Origin of the sequence: Mesorhizobium sp. Primo-A (genome assembly GCF_003997175.1) — a bacterium.
Lineage (GTDB): Bacteria > Pseudomonadota > Alphaproteobacteria > Rhizobiales > Rhizobiaceae > Mesorhizobium > Mesorhizobium ciceri.
The window spans coordinates 276,914-298,310 of sequence record NZ_RZTG01000001.1 but is presented as its reverse complement, the minus strand read 5'-3'; the positions used below and the strand labels follow the sequence as shown (position 1 = coordinate 298,310).

General features: G+C 63.2%; 18 protein-coding genes. 5 read left to right on the top strand and 13 right to left on the bottom strand.

Annotation, left to right across the window (positions count from 1 at the left end; all coding sequences use genetic code 11):
- The first annotated feature begins 227 nt into the window (after positions 1 to 227).
- The 4 genes from EOC83_RS01330 (at position 228) to EOC83_RS01315 (ending at position 7,924) form a co-directional block, all read left to right on the top strand.
- Positions 228 to 866, top strand: coding sequence for a response regulator transcription factor (locus tag EOC83_RS01330; RefSeq protein WP_244506859.1), 639 nt, complete (start codon positions 228 to 230; stop codon positions 864 to 866).
- A gap of 317 nt (positions 867 to 1,183) precedes the next feature.
- Positions 1,184 to 4,729 (top strand): DUF5801 repeats-in-toxin domain-containing protein, encoded by a 3,546-nt coding sequence (locus tag EOC83_RS01325; protein WP_127312795.1) that lies wholly within the window; start codon positions 1,184 to 1,186, stop codon positions 4,727 to 4,729.
- Positions 4,730 to 4,808: 79 nt separating this feature from the next.
- The gene (locus EOC83_RS01320) at positions 4,809 to 6,578 is read left to right on the top strand and encodes a type I secretion system permease/ATPase (RefSeq protein WP_063168888.1); all 1,770 of its coding nucleotides are present in this window, start codon (positions 4,809 to 4,811) and stop codon (positions 6,576 to 6,578) included.
- Positions 6,575 to 7,924, top strand: coding sequence for an HlyD family type I secretion periplasmic adaptor subunit (locus EOC83_RS01315; protein ID WP_013529875.1), 1,350 nt, complete (start codon positions 6,575 to 6,577; stop codon positions 7,922 to 7,924). The genes EOC83_RS01320 and EOC83_RS01315 overlap by 4 nt, the downstream gene beginning before the upstream one ends.
- A 21-nt stretch (positions 7,925 to 7,945) precedes the next feature.
- On the opposite strand, the gene EOC83_RS01310 is transcribed toward EOC83_RS01315, so the two are convergent.
- From EOC83_RS01310 to EOC83_RS01275, 8 genes are all read right to left on the bottom strand, one after another.
- Complete coding sequence (locus EOC83_RS01310; RefSeq protein ID WP_082826541.1) at positions 7,946 to 8,782, bottom strand: sulfite exporter TauE/SafE family protein; 837 nt, start codon at positions 8,780 to 8,782, stop codon at positions 7,946 to 7,948.
- Positions 8,783 to 8,906: 124 nt separating this feature from the next.
- A complete protein-coding gene (locus EOC83_RS01305) occupies positions 8,907 to 9,653 on the bottom strand; it encodes an SDR family NAD(P)-dependent oxidoreductase (protein ID WP_063168889.1) in 747 nt (248 codons plus the stop codon).
- Positions 9,654 to 9,686: 33 nt separating this feature from the next.
- Positions 9,687 to 10,865 carry an alanine--glyoxylate aminotransferase family protein gene (locus tag EOC83_RS01300; RefSeq protein ID WP_063168890.1) on the bottom strand — a complete coding sequence of 393 codons (1,179 nt, stop codon included), beginning with the start codon at positions 10,863 to 10,865 and terminating at the stop codon, positions 9,687 to 9,689.
- Between the two features lie 25 nt (positions 10,866 to 10,890).
- Positions 10,891 to 11,697: a 4-pyridoxolactonase gene (locus EOC83_RS01295; protein ID WP_013529871.1), complete on the bottom strand. Its 807-nt coding sequence runs from the start codon at positions 11,695 to 11,697 to the stop codon at positions 10,891 to 10,893.
- 47 nt (positions 11,698 to 11,744) lie between these two features.
- Complete coding sequence (locus EOC83_RS01290) at positions 11,745 to 12,680, bottom strand: ABC transporter permease (protein WP_024505120.1); 936 nt, start codon at positions 12,678 to 12,680, stop codon at positions 11,745 to 11,747.
- Positions 12,681 to 12,683: 3 nt separating this feature from the next.
- Positions 12,684 to 13,781: an ABC transporter permease gene (locus EOC83_RS01285; protein ID WP_063168891.1), complete on the bottom strand. Its 1,098-nt coding sequence runs from the start codon at positions 13,779 to 13,781 to the stop codon at positions 12,684 to 12,686.
- A complete protein-coding gene (locus EOC83_RS01280; RefSeq protein ID WP_063170327.1) occupies positions 13,778 to 15,346 on the bottom strand; it encodes an ABC transporter ATP-binding protein in 1,569 nt (522 codons plus the stop codon). The genes EOC83_RS01285 and EOC83_RS01280 overlap by 4 nt, the downstream gene beginning before the upstream one ends.
- A 76-nt stretch (positions 15,347 to 15,422) precedes the next feature.
- Positions 15,423 to 16,451 (bottom strand): BMP family protein, encoded by a 1,029-nt coding sequence (locus EOC83_RS01275; protein WP_063168892.1) that lies wholly within the window; start codon positions 16,449 to 16,451, stop codon positions 15,423 to 15,425.
- Between the two features lie 100 nt (positions 16,452 to 16,551).
- On the opposite strand from EOC83_RS01275, the gene EOC83_RS01270 reads away from it, so the two are divergent.
- Entirely contained in the window at positions 16,552 to 16,977 is a 426-nt protein-coding gene (locus tag EOC83_RS01270) for a hypothetical protein (RefSeq protein ID WP_063168893.1), read from the top strand.
- Between the two features lie 38 nt (positions 16,978 to 17,015).
- Here EOC83_RS01270 and EOC83_RS01265 read toward each other — a convergent pair whose 3' ends face one another.
- The 5 genes from EOC83_RS01265 to EOC83_RS01245 all read right to left on the bottom strand — a co-directional run bounded on the left by EOC83_RS01265 (position 17,016) and on the right by EOC83_RS01245 (position 21,387).
- Positions 17,016 to 18,026, bottom strand: coding sequence for an ABC transporter substrate-binding protein (locus tag EOC83_RS01265; RefSeq protein ID WP_013529865.1), 1,011 nt, complete (start codon positions 18,024 to 18,026; stop codon positions 17,016 to 17,018).
- A 38-nt stretch (positions 18,027 to 18,064) separates the two neighbouring features.
- On the bottom strand, positions 18,065 to 18,880 hold the full coding sequence (locus EOC83_RS01260) for an ABC transporter permease (protein WP_013529864.1): 816 nt from the start codon (positions 18,878 to 18,880) through the stop codon (positions 18,065 to 18,067).
- A complete protein-coding gene (locus EOC83_RS01255) occupies positions 18,877 to 19,707 on the bottom strand; it encodes an ABC transporter ATP-binding protein (RefSeq protein ID WP_013529863.1) in 831 nt (276 codons plus the stop codon). The genes EOC83_RS01260 and EOC83_RS01255 overlap by 4 nt, the downstream gene beginning before the upstream one ends.
- A 130-nt stretch (positions 19,708 to 19,837) precedes the next feature.
- Positions 19,838 to 20,767 carry a 5-formyl-3-hydroxy-2-methylpyridine 4-carboxylate 5-dehydrogenase gene (fhmpcd1, locus tag EOC83_RS01250; RefSeq protein ID WP_024505124.1) on the bottom strand — a complete coding sequence of 310 codons (930 nt, stop codon included), beginning with the start codon at positions 20,765 to 20,767 and terminating at the stop codon, positions 19,838 to 19,840.
- On the bottom strand, positions 20,767 to 21,387 hold the full coding sequence (locus EOC83_RS01245) for a glutathione S-transferase family protein (protein ID WP_013529861.1): 621 nt from the start codon (positions 21,385 to 21,387) through the stop codon (positions 20,767 to 20,769). The genes fhmpcd1 and EOC83_RS01245 overlap by 1 nt, the downstream gene beginning before the upstream one ends.
- Between the last annotated feature and the right edge of the window lie 10 nt (positions 21,388 to 21,397).

The window sequence follows — 21,397 nt, the reverse complement described above, 5'->3', positions numbered from 1 at the left end:
ATCCACGTGCAATCGAAACGCTGGCATTTCAACCAAGTCCAGCATCGCCTCCGCAGAATCGTCAGCCGGCCTGCTACGCTGCGAGGGAGCCCGCCGGTCCGTCGTAGATTATAGCAATATGTATATTAGCTATTCCTTGACAATCGATGTGGGCTCTGGTTTCCTGATTTTACGGGTATTTAACCAAGTTCGTTGCGTTTTTTACGGACGGTGTTCGCATGTCAACAGTGGTTGTCGCGGACCCGCGGGGGGTATATCTCGCCGGTCTGGAATGGGTGTTGCAGAAGGCTGGACACGATGTTGTCGCCCAGTGTCGCCGCCCTGTGGACGTTCTCGCTCATGTGGAGCGCCATCAGCCTGATATGGTCATCGTAGGCGTGGATCTCGCGGATCAGCAGACATCAGGTCTTTCCTCACGGCTGAAGGCCGGCAACAGCGCTCTCGGCATCATCTTCATCGTGCAGCCAACCGGCAGGCTCGATGTCAGGGAAATACAGACGCTCGACGTCGATGGCCTGTTTCTGGACGGCATCAGCCACCGCTTTCTCATCGAATGCGTGAATGCGGTGGCGGCGGGCAAGAAGTGGATCGACAACAAGATCGTCCAGCAGCTGCTGATGCCCGGCTCGCAGCCGCAGCCAATGTCCCGGCTGACCGGGCGGGAGACCGAAATCGCCGATCTCGTCTCGCGCGGGCTGCGCAACAAGACCATCGCGCAGCGGCTGCATTTATCCGAAGGCACGGTGAAGATGCACCTGCATCACGTCTACGAGAAGTTGCACCTAGGCGGCCGGGCGGAACTGGCCTGGATGACGCACGGCAAAGCCGCCGAGCGTCCGGGAATGGGCCGAACCGGCCTGCTCTGAACACTCTCCACTCGCACCGACATTGTACGCACGGCAACGGCCGCAGAGCCGTCTGGCGGCATCTGGCGCGTGCCTGCGCGACCTCCCCGCAGCGCCCGTCAACCTGACCTATCGAAGGATATATATCGTTCGATCAGGTGCGGACATTGACCGCAATACTATCGAAGCGGGAATGGACGCGCCCTCTGCGCCGGCGGCACAATGAAATTGGAGGGGCGCATTTCAGTATGCGACCGGCTGCACCGGGGTAGGTGCATTTCCGGCATTAGGGGCTGCATCCCTTTTCCAGAGAGAATTTTGAACCAAGGAGAATCTCCATGGCACTCGACATCTTGACCCAGGACATCGTCCTCGACGAGACCACCGGATTTACGGACGATGATATCAATCCGGCCATTCCGCCTTACGATACCAACCCCACGGTGCAATATCTCCTAAGTCTCGACGATCCGGGTGGGCTGACCTCGCCGGAGGTCGCCTTCCAGGCCAACTTCGTCGTGGCCTCGGCGAGTGCGGGAGAAACCATCACCTCGGTCGTTCTCTCCCAGAATCTCACCGGAACCCCGTTTTCCACCACCGTCGGCGTCAACAGCGGCATTCAGACGGTCGATGGCAATTATGTCTGGCTGTTCAAAGACGCAGACCCGCCCCATGCAAACGTCGTAATCGGTGTCATCGGCACCTCTGACCCGTCGGCCGCACCGGCCGCAACCGGCCCGCTCGCTTTCTCGTTTGGGCTGGTCAGCACCAGCGCCACCAATGCGGACCTGTACACGGTCGAGTATGTGCCGTTGCTCAATCCGGACGCGACCAATCCGGACGATCGTATCGGTTTGACCAACAAGGTGTTCGCGTCGGTCACCGGCACCTCCGTGGCTAGTTTTCTGGGCTCAGCCGCCGCGCCCGGCAACAATGATTTCTATCTGATCAATTCGGCCAATGACGCTTCCAAGCAGCTGCTGGTAATCGGTTTGAACGGTGGCAGTGCCAACGTCAGCGAACAGGGCTTCGGCATCAACAACCAGAGCATCAATCCGAACGAAACGCTGCAGGTCGATTTTGTCACCGGCGGTACCCTGAACGCAGGGAGTGCGTCGCAAATCCAGTACGGCAACCACATCGAGACCATCACGCAGGCCGGGTTCACGATCAGCCAGATCACACCTTCCACTCCGACTGCGCGTGTGGACGTCACCGTCAGCGCCTTCAACAATACGGGCAACGACCAAGGCACGAACTTCTTTGACGGCACCACGACCAGCCCCGTGGATATCACCGGCATCAAGTTGACGGGTACATCGGGGTTTGCGTCCGTCATCACTGTCGATGGCACCTATGCGACCGGCAGCGGCAACATCACCGTCACCGGGCTCAGCGGGACCGGAAACGCCGTCACCATCACCGGGCTCGACAACACCACCACCGTCGATATCACCACCGGCAGCCCAATGGATCGGCTGACGGTCAAAGGGGTCGATGCAAACGAGGGGTGCGACATCTCCGAGTTCCATTTCTCGGCGACGAGCACCAACGCCTATAGCGAAGAGGTCGGCTCCCACATCAACTTCAAGGATGATGGCCCGAGCATCTCGACCACCGGCGCCGAGCCGACGCTGACCGTCGACGAGTCGGTTCTTACCACCAACGATACGCAGAGCTTTGCCGCCAACTTCAGTTCGGGCTTCGGCGCCGACGGGGCCGGCACGCTGACCTACGCACTGGGCGTCGTGGCAGGCCCTTCGGGTCTGATCGACACGGCGACCGGCCAAGCGGTCGTCCTCTCGCTCAATGGCAGCGTCGTCGAAGGCCACACCATCGGCTCCAACGACCTCGTATTCACCGTCTCCGTCAGCGCCGCCGGCGCCGTCACCCTCGACCAGCTCCGGGCGGTGGTCCATGCCGACGCCAGCAACCCCGACGACAGCACCAGCCTGGCCGCCGACAATCTGGTCACGCTCACCGCGACCGTCACCGATAAGGATGGCGACCACCTGTCGGCCAGCCTCGACATCGGCCAGAACCTCAACTTCAAGGATGATGGCCCGAGCATCTCGACCACCGGCACCGAGCCGACGCTGACCGTCGACGAGTCCAACTTGGGTGCCAACAGTGCGGATTTCGCGACCGTTTTCACCCCAAACGCCGGCGCGGATAGTGACGCTATCAGCTATGCGCTCGGCATCAATCAGGTTACGAACGTTAGCGGCCTCACTGACACCTTGACCGGCCTGTCCGTCCTGCTTTTCGTCGAAGGCGGCGAGGTGGTCGGTCGTGCCGGTTCAGCCGCTGGCGATATTGTGTTCACGGTGAGCGTGGCTGTTGACGGGACCGTGACGCTCGATCAGGCACGTGCCGTCATACACTCGCCCGACACCGGACCGGATCAGCAAACATCGCTGGCAGCCGATGATCTCGTAACCTTGACGGCGATCATCACCGACGGTGACGGCGACCAGGCCTCGGACAGTGTCAACATCGGTACAAGCCTCGTCTTCAAGGATGATGCGCCGACGATCACAGTGCCGTTCGACGGTGACCAGAACGCCGGCAACGGTATCGGGACCCCCGAGACTCTGGCCAACACACTCAACGCGTCGGCCACCGGAGCCTTCGGGTACGACATCGGCGCGGATGCTCATCCGGCCGCGTTCTATGCGAGTGGTTCTGACTTTGTCGACCAGAATGGCGCGCTTGCCGGCGTCCAGATCGGGCTCACCGGCACGATCACCGGCGGCGGCGGTGGTAACATTCTCACCTCGGAGGTGACGCTGGCGTCGGAGAGCCTTACCTCCGCGACGTTCAACTTCACTTTCACCTACGACAAGGATCCGGCGGCTGGCACCCAGACCGGGACGGCGGGCGGCACCCTCGTCTTCGACAAGATTGCCGATACTTATACCATCCACCTGACCGACCCTCTCGAAGGCTTCAGCTTCGACGTTATCCACACCAGCCAACTCTTGTCCAAGGAGCCCCTCGGCAATACGGGCCACCCACAGATCGTGCTGGAAAAATTGCAGGCTGATGATCCGAATACGCCGGCTAACGAAAACTTCTACGTGCAGTTCACGGGCAACTTGATCAACAAAGCCAACCCGTTCAGCTTGACAGCCAATGGCGAGGGGTCATCCGGCGACGCCACCTTCACCCTAGGTGGTCACGAGATGGTGAGCAACGCCAATGAAAGCTGGGTATCCGCGACGCAGAGCACCAACGGTGTCGCCGGTGACACGATCCAGAAAGGCGAACTGCTCACATTGCGGTTCTTCGACAGCAACGTCGGTATCAACAGTCAGAACGAGGCTACCCAGCCGACAGCGACCGCCGGCACCATGGCCATCAAGTTCGATGGCATCGGCAACAGCGAGGATCTGATGCTGATCCTCAACCTGATCGACGACAAGGGCACGGCGTCGACGCTCGACGATGTCTCGATTACGAGGGCGATGTACGTGCAGAATGCCGACATCTTCAAGATGGGTCACGTCCCGGCCCCGTACAGCGGCGAGTTCACGCTCGACAACAATGACGGCCTCGTGATCATCGAGCAGAACGACTACAACGCGGCCGGCGAGCACTTCGTGTTGCAGGGTGTCCAGATCATGCAGTCGGGCAACGGCATCACCGGCAACAACACGGCAATCAACCTGAACCCGACGACCGGCGCCGGTGGCGGCAGCGATGCGACCACCAACCTGGTGAATTTCGACCCCACCGACAACGACGTGCTGAAGATCACGGACATCGGCTTCACCTCGACCTCGACCCAGACGCCGGATGCCCACCTCGACTTCGCCTTCAAAGTGGCGGACGCGGACGCGGACCAGACAGCGATGCAGCACATACTTGTCGACGTCGCCTGACACTGGCCAACGGGGGGCAGCCAATGCTGCCCCCAACCTTCCCGCACGAGATGTCATCCCGCACACCAGAGAAATAACGATGAAAACCAAACAACAGCCCCCTGCCCTGCAGGTGGTGATGAAAGAGGCCAGACGTGCCATCCGGCCGCTTGTCTGGTTCAGCGGCGGCATCAACGTGCTGATGCTGACCGGAGCGCTCTACATGCTCCAAGTCTACCACCGCGTGTTGTCCAGCCACAGCCTGGAGACGCTGGTGATGCTGTCGCTGATGGCGGCAGGGGCGCTCGCGGCAATGGCGGGGCTTGAGGTGGTGCGCGGGCGCCTGCTGGCTACCGTCGGATCGTGGATGAACGCGCGATTGGCACCGGTTCTCCTGACCGCATCGGTGGAATATGCCGCCTCGGCGCCAGGCCAAGCCAACGCCCGTCCGCTGCGCGACCTGGATCAAGTGCGCAACTTCTTCACCAGCCCCAGCATCTTCCCGATCCTCGACGCGCCTTGGGCACCGTTGTTCTTCGTTGCCATATTCTTCATGCACCCATGGCTGGGCTGGTTGGCGCTTTGCGGCGGGATCGTGCTGTTTGCTTTGGCGCTGCTCAACGAATACCTCACACGCAAGCCGTTGACCGAGGCCGCAAGCGCACAGTCGCGGGCCTATGTGCAAGCCGAGGCGGCGATCCGCAACGCCGAGGTCGTCCAGGCGATGGGCATGTTGAAGCCATTGCTGGAAGGCTGGAAGGCCCAACAGGACGAGGCCAACAAGGGACAGGTTCTTGCCGCCAACCGTGGCGGCGTCATCGCGGCTATCGCGCGTTGTCACCGGCTGGCCCTGCAAATGGCCATACTCGGCCTCGGCGCCTATCTGGTTCTTCGCAACGAGGCTTCACCCGGCATCATGATCTCCGCCTCGATCCTGATGGGTCGCGCCTTGTCACCGGTCGAGCAAGCGATCGGCACATGGAAGGCGACGGTGGGAGCGCGTGCCGCTTACAAACGCCTCACCGCGGTCGCCGGACAGCACCGGGAAGCCACACCGGTCCTGCCACTGCCCCGTCCGAAAGGCAGGTTTGAGGCCGACAACCTTGTGCTTGCCCGACAGGGTGGCGAGCACATCCTGAAAGGCATCAGCTTCCGTCTCGAGCCGGGTGAAGCGATGGCCCTGATCGGTCCGAGCGGGGCCGGCAAGACGAGCCTGGCGCGCATACTTGCCGGTGCCTGGCGCCCGTCGGGGGGGCGTGCCTTGCTGGACGGAACGGATGTTGCCCAATGGGCGGCGGAAGACCGTGGCCGTTATGTCGGCTATTTGCCGCAGGACATCGAACTCTTCGCCGGCACCGTATCCGACAACATCGCCCGCTTTGCGACGGTCAATCCGGCGGTCTTCCAGCACGTGATCAAGGCAGCGCAGTTGGCCGGCGTCCACGAACTCATCAAGGGGCTGCCGAAGGCCTACGGCACCGAGATCGGCGAGGCGGGGGCGATACTGTCGGGCGGGCAGCGCCAACGCATCGGGCTGGCGCGGGCACTCTACGGCGACCCCACGCTGCTTATCCTCGACGAACCCAATTCCAACCTCGACAGGGAGGGCGAGGAGGCATTGATTGCCGCTCTCGGCGTGGCCAAGGCGACGAACACAACCGTTATCCTGATCGCGCACCGCGCCAACATCTTGGAGAAGGTAGACAAGATACTGGTCCTCAACAGGGGTCAGCAAGATCTCTTCGGGCCGCGCGACCATGTCTTCAACGAACTCGCCAGCCGCGTCAGCAAGGTGGCCCATCTGCCCAAGGCTGCCCAGTTGCCTGCCCTCGAAGTGGTCAAGGAAACCAAAGAGGTCAAGGAAGCATGAGCCGCCCCCCGGAATTGAACGTCGTGCCGCTGCCCCTTCCGCCGCCCTCCCTGCTGCAACCGATGCCGCTGCGTCTCACAGGCGTGACCTGCACCGGGTTCGCGATCATGTTCCTGTTCTTCGGCGTCGCGGGAGGTTGGGCGGCCCTGGCACCGTTGGACAGCGCCGCTGTGGCGCCGGGCGTTATCAAGGTCGCCGGCGACCGCAAGCTGATCCAGCACCTCGAGGGCGGCATCATCGCGGAGTTGAACGCAGCCAACGGTGATGTCGTCAAGGCCGGCAAGATCCTCGTCCGGCTCGACGACACGCAGGCAAAGGCGCAGCTCGACCTGATCCAGAACCGGATAGCAACGCGTGAGGCGCTGGCCGCGCGTCTCAGGGCCGAGCGTGACGGCAGGGCCGAGATCGAGTTCGATCCGGCGTTGCTCGCCAACCCCGCCACCGCCGCAAAGGACGCGGTGTCCGCACAGCGCGACGTGTTCGCGGCGAAACACCACAATCTGGCGGACGAGCAGGAAATCCTCAGCCAGCGCCGCCACCAGACCGAGGAGGAGATAAAGGGACTGGAAGAGCTTATCGTCACCAAGGACAAACAGATCGAGGCGATCGAGGGTGAAACCAAAGACCTCGAGAGTCTGCTCAAGAAGGGGCTGACCACCCGCGAGCGGAACCTGTTGCTCAGACGACAGCAGCAGGAGATCGAGGGCGAGCGCGCCACCAATATCGCCGCAATCGCCCGCGCCAGAAGCGCCATGGCCGAGATCGACATGCAGATCCTGAACCTCGATACGGTGCGGCTCAACGAGTCCGTCGATGAGTTGAGCAAGGTCGAGGCGGAACTGTTCGACCTGAGACAGGAGGAGCGTGCCGCCAGGGACGTGCTTACCCGTACCGATGTCGTCGCACCGGTTGACGGCATCGTCATGGATCTGAAGGTCCACACCGCGGGCGGTGTCGTGAAACCCGGCGATACATTGATGACGATCGTACCGCTCGGACAACAACTCGTGGTCGAAGCCATGGTCAAACCGGAGGATGTCGAGACGATCGCACCCGGACAGCCCGCGCGTGTCAGCTTCCCGGCCTTCGCCCGCTACAACCTGCCGCCGCTCGAGGGTGTCGTGGAGATCGTGTCGGCTGACCGCATGGTTGAGGAGCGCAGCGGCGCACCGTATTTCGCCGCGACGGTTGTGATCGACAAAAGCGAACTCGGCAAGCTGGAGGGCCGCAAGCTGCTGCCCGGCATGTCGAGCGAGACGATGATCCGGACGGGGGCTCGCACCGTTCTCTCTTATCTCGCCGAGCCGATCACGCAGAACTTCCGCCGGGCCATGCGGGAAAAATAGCCGTACGCCGCCCAGCGAAATTCAAGACAGCAGCATTCGCCCGGCCGTGATCGCCAGGAAGAATGCAAAGGCAAGTTTCAGGTAGCGCGGGTTGAGCGCGTGGGCGAGCCTTGCGCCCAAGGGTGCGAACAGGAAGCTCACGGGCGCTATGATGGCAACCGCCGGCAGGCTGACGTAACCCAGGCTGAGCGGAGGCCTGCCTGCAATTGCGAGACCCGACCAGATGAAGCCGGCCACTGCCGGAAGCGCAATAAGCAGGCCAAGCGCCGACGATGTGCCGACGGCCCGGTGCACAGGAAAGGAAAAGCTGGAAAGCGTCGGCACCGAGAGCGTGCCGCCACCGATTCCCATGAGCGAAGAGACAAAGCCGATGACAGAGGCGATCGCGCGGTTGATCCAGCCGCTTTGCGGCAGGTGATCGGAGATCACGAAGTGCTTCGGCAACGCCATGTTGAGGGCCACCAGCAGGCCGACGACGCCGAAAACCAGCCGCAAGCCGGCGCCCGGGATGAACTTCGACGTGATGCCACCGATCAGGGCACTCACGAAAACGGCCGGTCCCCACAGAGTGAGCAGAGGCCGATCGACATTGCCGCGCCTGTTGTGCGACCGCATTGACGAGATCGAGGTGGGGATGATGACCGCAAGCGACGTCGCGACAGCCAGATGGCTGATCACAGCAGGCGAAAAGTGGAACAGGCTAAGCACCCAGAACAGCACCGGGACGATGACGATGCCGCCGCCGACCCCCAGCAGACCGGCGAGCACGCCGGAGGCCATTCCGGTCATGGCCAGACCGGCGACCAGCATTGCAATCGTCAGCCCGTCGAAAACCGACGTGTCGAATCCGAAGTCCACTGTGATTTTTCCTTGATTGGCCGACTGCGGCCTTGCGGATACATTTTTGGCCGCGCCTGTCCGCCCGTCGCGACCTGGGTGCAGATCGCCCGAAAGCGTACAGGGGTTTGGGGTGCGGAATGCTTTAGTGGCGCACCATCCCGGCGTCGACATTGAGCGTCTGGCCGGTGATCCAGCGCGCATCGTCGGAGGCCAGGAACGAGACCACATCGGCGATATGTTCCGGCTGCCCCTTGCCTTTCATCGCCTGAAGCATCTCGACGAAGCCGAACGCCTCATTGTGCGGGCTCGCCTTGACGCCGTCGCTCTCGACCAGGCCGGGCGTCACCGCATTGGCGGTGATGTTGTATTTGCCGAGTTCGGTGGCGAGCGCCCTGGTGAAGCCTATGACGCCACCCTTGGCTGCGACATAGGCCGCCATGTTCGGCGTGCCGGCAAAGAAGGTGTTGGATGCGATGCTGATCACCCGCCCAGCTTTGCCTGCCGCACGCATCTGGTCCGTGCCGGCGCGGCTGACGATGAAGGTGCCTGTCAAATTGACGTCGATGATCTTGCGCCAATGGTCGAGATCGACATCGTCCCAGGCGACGAACGGCACGATGCTGGCATTGTTGACCAGGATGTCGATGCCCCCGGTCAGGGTCTGGATTTCGGCGAAGAGTGCCTTGACGGAGGCCGGATCGGAAATGTCGGCGGCAATCGCCCTCGCCCTTCCGCCTATTGCCGCGGCCGCCGCCTTGGCGCCTTTGGCATTGATGTCGCTGACGATGACGATTGCCCCGTCGGCGGCGAGCCGCGCGGCGATCGCCTTGCCGATACCCTGCGCAGCGCCCGTAACCAGGGCCGTCTTCCCCGCAAGCCGTTCAGTCATGAAAATGCTCCCTCAATCCGTGGTGATATCTGTTCAGGCGTCGGCGTCGATCACGGCCAGCGCCGCGTCGATACCCCTGCCGATCGCCAGTTTCTGGCCGGCCGCGTTCATGGCGCCGCCAAGTGCCGTCAGCGCCGCGATCGCATAGATCGGCTGGGCGGTCGGACCCATATGGCCGATGCGCGTCAGCTTGCCCAAGGTCTCGCCGCGGCCAGACGAAAACACCACCCCGTAACGGGCGCGGGCAGCCTGGCGAAGCGCCTTCTCGTCGACACCTTCGGGCGTGCGGACAGCGGTCGTGGTCGGCGACGCGATGCTGTCGCTGGCCGCCCAGATCGACAGGCCCATCGCAGCAATGCCCGCGCGCATGGCCTTGGCGGTGAGCGCGTGGCGCGCCCATACCGCCTCCGGCCCCTCATTGAGATAGAGGTCGAGCGCGACATCGAGCCCGTTGATCTCCGAGACCGACGGCGTGAACGGAAACGGCTTATCCCGCGACCACGCATGCTCCCAATCGACGATGCTCAGCATCGACGCGCGGGGGGCTGCCTCGTTGCTCTTCATCTTGGCCCAGGCCCGCTCGCTGACGCCCATCATCGTCAGGCCGGGAGGCGCGCCCAGGCATTTGTTCGGGCCGGTGACATAGATATCGGCCTTGCAGTCCTCCGGGTGCGTCTGCATGCCGCCAAAGGACGAGACGGCGTCGACGATGAGATAGCCGCCATGCGCTGAGACCAGCGCGCCGATGGCGTCGATCGGATTGATGGTGCCGGACGGCGTGTCGTGGTGGCAGACGGAAACGACGGTGATCTCCGGGTGCGCCTTCAGCATTGCCTCGACCGCCTGCGGATCTATCGCCTCGTTGTAGGGCACCTCGATCTCGAGCAGATGTGGCGAATAGCGCTTCGCCCAATAGCCGAACCCCTTGCCGTAAACGCCGGAGGCAAGGTTGAGCACGACATCGTCCGGCGTGATCAGCGAGGCCGCGGCGGCCTCCAGGCCAAGCACCGGCTCGCCATGCAGGATGACCGGCTTGTTCGACAGCCGCATCGCCTTTTGCGCCTTGTCGACCACACCCTCATAGAAAAGCTGGAACGCCGGGTCGTAGTCGTAGAGCACCGTGCGGCCGAGACCGCGCAGCACTTCGGCATAGGCGTTCACCGGTCCCGCGGTCAGGGTGATGACCGGATCGGCGTGTTCGAGATAGCGCATCGTCTTGTCTCCGGATTGGCGGCGGTCAGCCGTAGAATTGCGTGCCGGTCTTGTAGGTCTTGAAGTTGTCCATGTCGTGCGAGTACATCAGCTCGGCGCCATGGTCTTCGGCGAGTTTCTTCACCTTGCGCATCGAATTGACGCCCGCCACCGGATCGATGTGGAAGGCCGCCTGGCACAGCGTCTCGAGGCTCTTCTGCGTATAGGCCGCATCGATCGTGAACATGATCGGCTTGCGCTTGGGGAACTCGACCAGCAGGCTGTAATGGCCGATCGAATGGCCGGGCGTCGAGATCAGCCGGACGCCCCTGGCAAGCTCGACGTCGCCATCAATGCCTTCAAAGGTCGAATTCGCCCGTGTCGTTCCCGCAAGCAATTGCCCGGTCGCGCCACGCGCTTCGGCAGCCTCCGCCGAAAAACTCAGATCGGAATAGCCGAGATGCTCGAAAGGTTCGGGATTGCAGGCCTGCGGCACCTCGGTCCGGTGGCAGATCTTCTTGGCGTGCGGAAAATACTTGTTGCCGCCGCAATGATCGAAGTGGAAATGCGAATTGACGACGACGTCGATGTCCTTCGGTTCGAGGCCGAGCAGCGCCAGGGCGCCTGGGATGGTCTGGTGCTTTTCCTGGATCGGCTTTTCGAACGGCAGCACCTTCATCACGTGATCGTAGTCGTAGCCGGTGTCGATGAGGAACCGGCCCTCGGCATGTTCGATCAGGATCGAATAGACCGGGAAGCGCACTTCGCCGCCAGGGCCGCGGTTCCAGAACACATGATATCCGTCGAGAACGAGCGAGCCGCCGTCGAGCAGGTAGACCTTGGTATCCGACATTCTTGCCTCCTTTATTGGCGCGGGTCCCGTCCGCGCATGAATTGTCCTCAGCGCGCGCCGCGCTCATATGGAATGCCGAGCGCCGCCGGCAGGCTGGCGCGCCGGCCGAACAGCACCAGCATGATCATCACCGCCAGGAACGGCAGCATCTGGATGATGTCGGTCGGTATGTTGATGCCGGCCACTTGCATGGCCGTCGTCAGCGACAGGCAGACACCGAACAGCAACGCGCCGAACAGCACCCAGATCGGGCGACCGCGCGCCAGCATGGCCAGCACGATGCCGAGAAAGCCCGCGCCATTGGTGATGAACGGAATGAACAGGCCGGCCCCGACATTGGCGAGATACGCGCCCCCGAGCCCGGCCAGCGCTCCGGTCGTCAGCACGGCGATGGTGCGGGTCCGCACGACATCGATGCCGGCGACATCGAGCGCGGCCGGCTTGTCGCCTGCCGCCTGCAAATTGAGGCCCAACTGCGTGCGCCGGTAGATGTAGCCCATGCCGAAAACCAGCGCGACCGCCAGATAGACGATCAGATGATGCTTGAAGAATGCAGGCCCGATGACCGGAAGGTCCGAAAGCAGCGGAATGACAGTCGCATCCGCCGCCGGCAGGCGCGGATAGCTGCGCGAGAACTGGAAATGGTGGAGCAGCGCCGTCAGGCCTTCCAGCCCCAAGGTCAGCGCGATGCCGATGACGATCTGGTTGAGCCCGATGCGCACGCAAAGCAGCGCCATGACAAGCGCCACCGCAGCACCCCCGGCGGCGCCGGTGAGAAAGCCCAGCCACAGCGACCCGGAATAGAAAGCGCCGACAAAGCCGAGATAGGCGCCGGCCAGCATCATGCCTTCGATGCCGATATTGAGCACGCCAGCCTTCTCGGAGATCTGCTCGCCGAGCCCGGCAAGCAGCAGCGGGATCGCTGCGGTGACGGCGCCGAACAGCAGCGCGCTGAGAAAGACCTCGCTGAAGAGCCCGGTCATGCCCTAGGCCCTCCGCGACTGGTTGTATCGGTGATCGAAATATTCGGCGAGCGCGAGCACGATCAGCACGATGGAAACCAGCACCAGCGTGAAATGATTGGGCACGCCGAGCCGGCGCGCCGCGCTCTCGCCGCCGATCGAAAGCACCGAAAGCAGGAACACGAAGCCGATGGCCGCAAAGCCGTTCATACGGGCGAGAAACACGGCGGGTATCACGGCAAGCCCGTAGGCGGGATTCCAGTCGGCGCGGACATTGCCCTGGACGCCGATGATGTCGACGGCGCCGGCAAGCCCGGCCAGCCCGGCCGAAATGGCGAAGACGGCGACGGTCAGGCCGGGAACGCCGAGCCCCGAGTGAACCGCCGCTCGTGGATTGGCGCCGACGATCCTCAGCTTCAGCCCGAACGCCGTGCGCGTCATCACCAGATGCACGATGATGATCGCCGCCAGCCCAAGCAGCAGGCCACTGGTGATGGTCGTTTCGAACAGGCGCGGCAGCCGGTCCTCCACCGGCAGCGTGCGCGTCTGCGGCACGGTCGTGCTTGGGTCGCGAAACGCCAGCTTGACCAGCACATTGGCGAGCGAGGTGCCGAGGAACGTCATCATCAGGGTGGTGATGATCTCGTTGACGCCCTGATAGGCACGCAGCAGCGCCGGCACCAGCGACCAGATCATCGCCACCACCATGGCGATGAGGAACGAGCAGACCAGCGCCAGCCAGGCTGGCATGATCTGCACGAACACGGGAGCGCTGGCAGCCGCCGTCACCGCGCCAAGCAGGAACTGGCCGTCGCCGCCCAGATTCCACATGCCGGCGCGAAAGGCGACGATCAGGCCGGCGGCGAGAAACAGCAGCGGCGCCATGCGCGTCAGTGTCTGCTGGATGCCGAGCGGCGAGAACAGTCCCTTCTCCAGCACGAAGCCATAATAGGCCAGCGGGTCGACGCCGACGGCAAGCAGGATACAGCCGGCTATGACCAGCGCGATAAGGATCGGGCCGAGCGTCATCAGCAGCCGATGCAGGATGTCGCGGCGCGTCGCTGCCCCGCTCGTGGCATCGAGTGCGGTGGCGCTGACCGTGGGTGCGGTGTCGATGCTCATGCGGCAAGTCCGATCATCAGGCGACCGACCTTTGTGCGGGCGTCGTCTACGTTCTCGACGGTGCCGACCAAAGCGCCGTCGGCGATGACGGCGATGCGGTCGCACATACCAAGCAATTCCTCGAGGTCGGTGGAGATCAGCAGCACGGCAAGGCCACGCGCCGCCGTATCGCGAATGCGCTGGCGCGACGCCAATGTGTTGGTGAGATCGAGCCCATAGGTCGGCTTGTTGAAGATCACCACCTTGGCGCCTTCAGCCAGTTCCCTTGCCAGAAGCACCTTCTGGATGTTGCCGCCGGACAGCCGCGCGACGGGCGTCTTCAGGCTCGGCGTGCGCACGTCGTATTCGCGCACGAGCTGCGCGGCGCGCTTGTCGATCTCCGCGCGCTGCTCGACGCCGTTGCGCCAGAACGGGGCCGCGCCGACCTGCTTGAGGAAGAAATTGATCGAGACCGGGAAGGTGCCGACAGTGCCCTCGCCCAGTCGGTCGTCGGTCAGGTAGCGAAGGCCGCGCCGGCGGCGCTCGCCGACGCTCAGCGTCTCGATGGCGGCGCCGTCCAGCCGCACCGAGCCGCTTGTGGCTGTACGCTGGCCGGCCAGCGCTTCCGCCAGCTGCTTCTGGCCGTTGCCGTCGATGCCGGCTATGCCGAGGATCTCGCCCGGGCGGATGTCGAAGGAGATCGACGACAGGCCCGGCGCATTGTCCGTCGCCGCTACCGCCAGGTCCGTCACCTGAAGCAGCGGGGCAGCGCCGGCGCGGGCAGTGCGGACAGGACGCTCGACGGCTTCCGGGTCATCCTTCTGCTTGCCGAACATCAATTCCACGATCTCCGAGACGATCTCCTGTTCGCCCAGCGTGCGAAACCGCTCGGGTGGAATCTCGCCGACCTTGCGGCCAAGCTTCAGCACCGAGATGCGGTCGCCGAAGGCAGCCGCCTCCTTGAGCTTGTGGGTGATGAAGACGATCGCAAGGCCCTGCTCGACAAGGCGGCGCATCAGCGCGCCCAGTTCGTCGATACCTTTCGGCGTCAGCATGGAGGTGGACTCGTCAAGGATGAGCAGCCGGCTGTTGCGCAGCATCGCGCGCAGGATCTCGACCTGCTGCTGCTCGCCGAGCGACAACTCCGATACCTTGGCTTGAAGCTTGACGGTGATGCCGAGCGTGCCGGTGATCTCGGCGACGCGCGCCGCCAGTTCCTCGGTCCTGGGGCGCTGCCACCACGGCCCGCCAAGCAGGAGGTTCTCCGCCACCGTCAGCGTCGGCACCAGCATCATGTGCTGGAATACGGTGCCTATGCCGAGTGCCAGCGCATGGCGTGGCGAGGTGATCGGCGTCGGTTTGCCGTCGACCAGTATGCGTCCTTCGTCAGGCTGCTGCAGGCCGGACAACATGCCGATCAATGTCGATTTTCCAGCGCCGTTCTCGCCCAGCAGCACATGCACTTCGCCCGGGCGGATCGACAGGTCGACGCTGTCATTGGCAACGATGCCGGGGAACCGTTTGGTCACGCCTTCAAGCGCGACGATGTCGCGCCCGGCAACGGACGATGAAGAAAAACCGCTCATGAAGCCCAGCACCAAAAAACAGGAATCGTCCGGAGGGGTGAACGGATCACCCCTCCGGCAGCCGACCATGATCGCCTTACTGGGCGACGCTGGTCATCAGTGCCCTTACGGCGGCCGCGTCATAGACCGGCTCGACCTTGATCTTGCCGGAAATGACGTCCTCGCGCAGCGCCTGGATTTCCGTCCAGACATTGTCCGGGATCGCAGCGGTCTTCAGCAACTTGACCGAGTCGTCCTTGAGGCCGATCGTATAGTGTTTGGTGCCGAACGTGTCCGCCTTCAGGTCGGCAATCATCGCCGCATAGACCGGCTCGATATTCCACACCACCGACGACAGCAGGAAGCCCTTGTCGATCGGTGACTTGTCGCCGATGACGTCGATGAAATAGACCTTGCCGCCATCGGCTGCCTTGGTCGTCTCGACCGCCTGCAGCATGCCGAAGCTCGAACCGTTGCCTTGGCCGAAGATGATGTCGGCGCCCGATGCGATCACGCTTTCGGTGACGCGCTTGCCGCCGGCCGCATCGCTGTAGGCGGCCGGGCCGATCACCGCGTAGGTGATCTTGACGTCCGGGTTCTCCGCCTTCACGCCTTGCGCGAACGCCGCCGACTGCGAATTCCACGATGGCGGTTCGCCCGACACCACGATGCCGACCGACTTGGAACGCGACACCTTGGCGGCGAGACGGCCGGCGAGATAGGCGCCCTCGTGGCCGCTCAGCGTATAGTCGGCGACAAGGCCCTTCTCCAGGCCGGCTGGCGTGTCGACGATTGCCACCGGAACTTTCAATTCCTTGGCGATTTCAGGCGCCGAGGTGTTGTAGCCGCTGGCATGCGCGATCAGCAGGCTGGCGCCGTCGGAGGCAAGTTCCCGCAAGGTCGGGCGAACATCGCCATAGCCGAGGCCCTGGGCCACGACCACTTCGACGCCGGCGGCCTTGCCAGCCGCCTTGGCGGCATCGATGCCTTGCTGGTTCCAGCCGTAGTCCGTGCCTTCTTCGGGCGTCAGGATGGCGATCGACTTGACCTCGCCGGCAAGCGCGCCGCTAATCAAGACACCGACTAATATAACTGCACTTACACTGCTCTTAAGAAGCTTTAACATGTTACCCTCTCTGTTGTTTCACCAATCAATATTCTTATTGTTATTGCGCGAAAGCGAGATAGACTGCCTAGGAAAAATTACATTGTGGAGCTCAGGCAAAGTGAAGATCCGTTATGCCCTTCCGGTGATGCTGGCGTTATCGTCCTTCGCCAACGCGGTTGAGTTGCACCATGTCGTCGTCCGCACCGGCACTGACGGGCTCGACATGGTTCCGTTGACGATTTCGAATGCGGGCAGCGAAGGCCTCTCCTGCAACGCCGACTTCGCCCACTGGTATTCGGCCGGGATCGCAACGATCGAGCCGGGCAAGAAGACCCGCGTCGAGCTCTGGTTCGATGCGAAGACCGGCACGTTCACGATCCTCAACGACAAGCGCGAGAACCTGCCCGTCGAGCGGCTGTGGTGCGGTCTGGCGAGCCGAGCATATGCCACCCGCGTGCAGATCACGCTCGACCGCACCGATGCGGCGAAAGGCGAGCGCGATGTGTCCTGCGCCATGGCGCAGGACAGCCTGGCCTGCCGGTAGGCGCTCATTCCCGCGTCCGTTCGAACATCGCGAGCCTCTTATTCCTTTGCCAGGAACGCGTCGGTGAAGACGTCGTCCGCCGACAGAGCCGCCTTGAGCACGCCCTGGTCCGTCAGCGTCTTTAGGGTCTCCTCCCACTGCGTCTTCGTCATCCAGCCGAGACCGTGTTCCTTGGTGTCCGGGCTGGTGAACGTCGAGGCGATGTCGGCATTGATCTGCGCCAGCAGTACGTCCTTCTTGTCCGCATAGCCGGGCGCTGCCTTGGCGGTGATCTCGGCGGCCTCTTCCGGATGAGCCACGACATAGTCGAAGGCCTCCCTATATGCCTTGACGAAGCGGCGCACGACGTCCGGCTTGTCCTTGATCATCGCCTGCGAGGTGAACAGGCCGGAGCCATAGGCTTTCCACCCATAGTCCGCCCCCATCATGATGCTGAGCGAGCCCGGGCCCCCGGCCTTCGCTTCCAGTTCGGGAACCTCCGCATCGATATAGCCGACGACCGTCTGAACCCGGCCAAGCAGCAAATAGCTTTCATAGGGAGGCGAGACGCTGTTCAGCGTCATGTCCTTTTCGGTCAGGCCATTGGCGGCCAGGAAGCCTTTGAAGAAGATGTAGGTGGAACCGGCCGGATGAATGCCGATGGTCAGTCCCTTGAGGTCGGACGGCTTGGTGAGCTTCAGCGTCTTGGCCAGCGAAATGATCCCCAGCGGCGAGTGCTGATTGACGGCTGCCAGCGCCACGACCGGGACATTCTGCGACCGTGCGACGGCAAGCGTGGGAAGATCGCCGAACCCGAAATCCGCGTTCTCATTGCCCACCAGCCGCATCGCGTCCGGCGAGCCGGATCCCTTGCGGATCTCGGCCACATCGATGTCGTTCTTGGCGAAGAAGCCCTTTTCCTTGCCGACGAAGAACATGGCGTGATTGCCGCGCACGACCCAGTCGAGCTGGACGTTGACCTTGTCCGCCGCCAGAGCCGCGCTGGAGAAGCCGAGTGCCGTGACAAACGCCGCGAAGGTAGCGGCCTTGATAAGTGAGCGTCTCAGCATTTTTGTTCCCTTTTATGAATTTGGTTGATCGAGCGGGCCTAGGATTGGCTGAATTTCGGCGCCCACGGCACCACGATGCGTTCTAGGATTTCGGCGGCGTAGTAGAAGGCGATGCCAAGCACGGAAACGAGCAGCAGCGCTGCGAAGACCAGCGCCGTGTCGAGCTGGGTCGACGCGAACTGGATGACGTAGCCGAGACCGTCCGACGCCCCGGCGAACTCACCGACGATGGCGCCGATCACGCTCAACGTGGCGGCGATCTTGGTTCCGGCCATCAGGTTCGGCAGCGAGTGCGGAACGCGGATCCTGAACAGGATCTGCGTCGGGCTGGCCCCGACGGAATTCATCAGCGACAGCAGCGAGCGGTCGACCGATTGCATGCCCGCCAGCATGGAGAGCGTCACCGGAAAGAAGGCGATGACCAGGATCAGGCCGATCTTGGGCGCCAGCCCATAGCCGAACCAGAGGATGAAGATCGGCGCGAGGGCGACTTTCGGCACGTTCTGGAACAGCACCACCAGTGGATACAGCGCGCGTCCCAACCAATCGAAGCGCACGATGACCAGCGCAATGGCAATGCCGACCACGACCGAGACCAGGAAGCCGAACAGGATCTCGCCCGCCGTCACCAGCGTCGCCTGCATCAGCGTGCCCCATTGCGCCACCAGCGACTTCGCGATTTCGGACGGGGCGGGAATGATGAAGGCGGATATGGCAAAGATCCGCACCGCGGCTTCCCACAGCACGATCGTCACCAGCAGGAGGATGACAGCCGGCAGCCAGCTGCCGGTCGCCGCACTCCAGCTGGAGGCGAGGCGCGGCTCGGAAAGGTCGATTATGGGTTGGTCGCTCAAGACGCGCCTCCCGGTTGATGGCTGGAGCGCAGCATCGTTCGCAACTGGACCACCAGCCTGACGAACTCCGGATCTTCGGTGACCGACAGGTCGCGCGGGTAAGGCAGCGCAATGTCGAGGCTCTCGGTGATCCGTCCCGGCTTGATCCCCAGCACATGAACATGGCGCGACAGATGGATGGCCTCGTCGATGGAATGGGTGACGAGCACGATCGTCTTGCCGGTCCGCTGCCAGATCTCCAGCAGCGACTGGCCCATCGAATCGCGGGTGATGGCATCGAGCGCGCCGAACGGTTCGTCCATCAGCAGGACCGCCGGATCGAGCGCCAGGGCCCGTGCAATGGCGACCCGCTGCCGCATGCCGCCCGACAGCTCGTTTGGCCGCTTGTGGGCGCTGTCGCCCAGCCCCACCAGTTCCAGCATCTCCTGCCCGCGCGCCCGCAGATCCGAGCGCGAGAGCGACTTGTCGGCGATGCCGAGCAGCATCGAGGCATTGTCGACGGCGTTTTTCCAGGGGAGCAGGTTGGCGTCCTGGAAGACGAGGCCGATCATCCGCTTGCGCGCCGCCTCGACCGGCGCGAGCCCGGCGATCGAAACGCTGCCCTGGGTAGGCTGCACCAGCCCGGCCAGCACCTTGAGCAAGGTGCTCTTGCCACATCCGGAAGGACCGATAAGGGAAACGAATGATCCCTTTGGCACCGAAAGATCGATGTTCCTGAGGATCAGCTGACGGGCCATGACCACCGAAACGCCCTTGGCGGAGATTAGATCGTCATGGCGGATATGGGCCGGCCTGTCGCCGGCGGCTCGGATGGTTTCAATGCGCATGGCTTGTCGCCCCGCGCGCTGTTTTCTGCCGCACCCGCACCATCTTGATGGCGAAGGCGCCCTTCACACAAACAGCCGACCGGTGGAACTCCTCAAACCGGCTGGCCCTGTGCGCACCATGTGACATTGGCTACTCCCGGCCTTCCAGGATGCGCCGCACCGCGACGAGCTTGCGCGCCCGTTCACCTTGCAGCGCCTTTGTCTGCTCGGGCGTGTAGGCAAACATGCCCTCGCCCGACTTGATGCCGAATTTCGACGCAGCCGTCTTCTCCAGAACCATCGGCGCCACATCGTCGCGGTTGGAGAGATCGGCATTCAGGAAGGACGAGACGGATTTGTAGATATCCAGCCCCGCCATATCGAGCAGCGCCATCGGGCCGATGACGGCGATCTTGTAGCCGATGCCCCACGACACGCAGGTGTCCAGGTCTTCCGGCTCGATGACGCCGCGCTCGACAAGATCGACCGCCTCGCGCAGCAGCGCATAGAGCACGCGGTTCTCGACGAAGCCTGGAACGTCCTTCTTCACCACCACCGGCAGCAGGCCGATCGAGCGGATGAGATCGCGGATAACAGCCACGGTTTCAGGCGCGGTCTTCTCGCCGCCGATCACCTCGATCATCGGGATGATGTGCGGCGGGTTCGACCAGTGCATGCCGACCATCCGCTCGGGATGCGAGATATGCGCCTGCAGCTTGGTGATCGGAATGCCCGACGTGTCGGACGCGACGATGACGGACGGGCCGATCAGCGGATCGATGTCACGATAGGTCTGCGCCTTGATGTCGATATTCTCGGGCACGTTCTCGATCACCAGTTCGGCGCCATCGACGGCCTCGGCGATCGTCTCGACGAAACGCACTTTGCCGGCACCAGTCCCGGGCGCCTCGATGTCGAGACGGTCGAGCACGCCGCCGGCAAGATCGAGCATGCCGCGGGCGCGCTCGATTGCCCCTGGCGAAACGTCATACGCCGTCACATCGAGCCCGCCGCGCGAAAGCCGCGCGGCGATGCCTGGACCCATCGTTCCCAGTCCGATGAGAGCGGCGCGCTTGATCATCATGCGGCCTTTGCGGGAGCAGCAGTGGTTGCCGCCTTGAAGGCCGGCCGAGCGGCGATCGCGGCCACCCAGCGCTCCAGATTGGGCATTGACGGCCGGTCGATCTTGAAGTCGACGCAGCGCTTCAGGATCGGCGCGCAGGCAATGTCGGCAAGGGTCAGCTTGCCGAGCGCCAGGAAGTCCTTGCCGGCCAGGTGGCCGTCGACGATCTTGAGCTGCGCGACAAGGTCCTTCACTTGTTCCTTGTATTCGGCGGTCTGTTCCTCGGGCGTGAGCTTGGCGCCCTTGAAGGCCGCCAGGTAGCCCGGATTGACTGCCGCCAGCAGGAAGTCCATCCAGCGCTCGACCTCGGTCTTTTCCGCCGGCGTGGCGCCATTCAACTGTTCGCCGCCGAATGCCGCGAGATAGCGCAGGATGGTGTTGGACTCCCAGATCACGGTGTCGCCGTCGACCAGCGTCGGCACCTTGGAGGTCGGGTTGAGCGCCTTGTATTCCGCCGTCTGCGTGTTCTCGAACTGGCGGCCATAATCCTCGCGCTTGTAGGACGCTCCCAACTCTTCGAGCATGAAGAGCACCTTCTGGACGTTGCCTGATGTCTGGCGGCCTAACAGCTTGTACATGTCTTCTCCT

What these genes read in the sequence shown, in the direction of transcription:
- fhmpcd1 (WP_024505124.1), bottom strand. Translation starts at nt 20,767, where the DNA reads ATGATCAAGCGCGCCGCTCTCATCGGACTGGGAACGATGGGTCCAGGC.
- EOC83_RS01285 (WP_063168891.1), bottom strand. Translation starts at nt 13,781, where the DNA reads ATGAGCATCGACACCGCACCCACGGTCAGCGCCACCGCACTCGATGCC.
- EOC83_RS01245 (WP_013529861.1), bottom strand. Translation starts at nt 21,387, where the DNA reads ATGTACAAGCTGTTAGGCCGCCAGACATCAGGCAACGTCCAGAAGGTG.
- EOC83_RS01315 (WP_013529875.1), top strand. Translation starts at nt 6,575, where the DNA reads ATGAGCCGCCCCCCGGAATTGAACGTCGTGCCGCTGCCCCTTCCGCCG.
- EOC83_RS01275 (WP_063168892.1), bottom strand. Translation starts at nt 16,451, where the DNA reads ATGTTAAAGCTTCTTAAGAGCAGTGTAAGTGCAGTTATATTAGTCGGT.
- EOC83_RS01295 (WP_013529871.1), bottom strand. Translation starts at nt 11,697, where the DNA reads ATGTCGGATACCAAGGTCTACCTGCTCGACGGCGGCTCGCTCGTTCTC.
- EOC83_RS01290 (WP_024505120.1), bottom strand. Translation starts at nt 12,680, where the DNA reads ATGACCGGGCTCTTCAGCGAGGTCTTTCTCAGCGCGCTGCTGTTCGGC.
- EOC83_RS01305 (WP_063168889.1), bottom strand. Translation starts at nt 9,653, where the DNA reads ATGACTGAACGGCTTGCGGGGAAGACGGCCCTGGTTACGGGCGCTGCG.
- EOC83_RS01320 (WP_063168888.1), top strand. Translation starts at nt 4,809, where the DNA reads ATGAAAACCAAACAACAGCCCCCTGCCCTGCAGGTGGTGATGAAAGAG.
- EOC83_RS01265 (WP_013529865.1), bottom strand. Translation starts at nt 18,026, where the DNA reads ATGCTGAGACGCTCACTTATCAAGGCCGCTACCTTCGCGGCGTTTGTC.
- EOC83_RS01300 (WP_063168890.1), bottom strand. Translation starts at nt 10,865, where the DNA reads ATGCGCTATCTCGAACACGCCGATCCGGTCATCACCCTGACCGCGGGA.
- EOC83_RS01325 (WP_127312795.1), top strand. Translation starts at nt 1,184, where the DNA reads ATGGCACTCGACATCTTGACCCAGGACATCGTCCTCGACGAGACCACC.
- EOC83_RS01280 (WP_063170327.1), bottom strand. Translation starts at nt 15,346, where the DNA reads ATGAGCGGTTTTTCTTCATCGTCCGTTGCCGGGCGCGACATCGTCGCG.
- EOC83_RS01255 (WP_013529863.1), bottom strand. Translation starts at nt 19,707, where the DNA reads ATGCGCATTGAAACCATCCGAGCCGCCGGCGACAGGCCGGCCCATATC.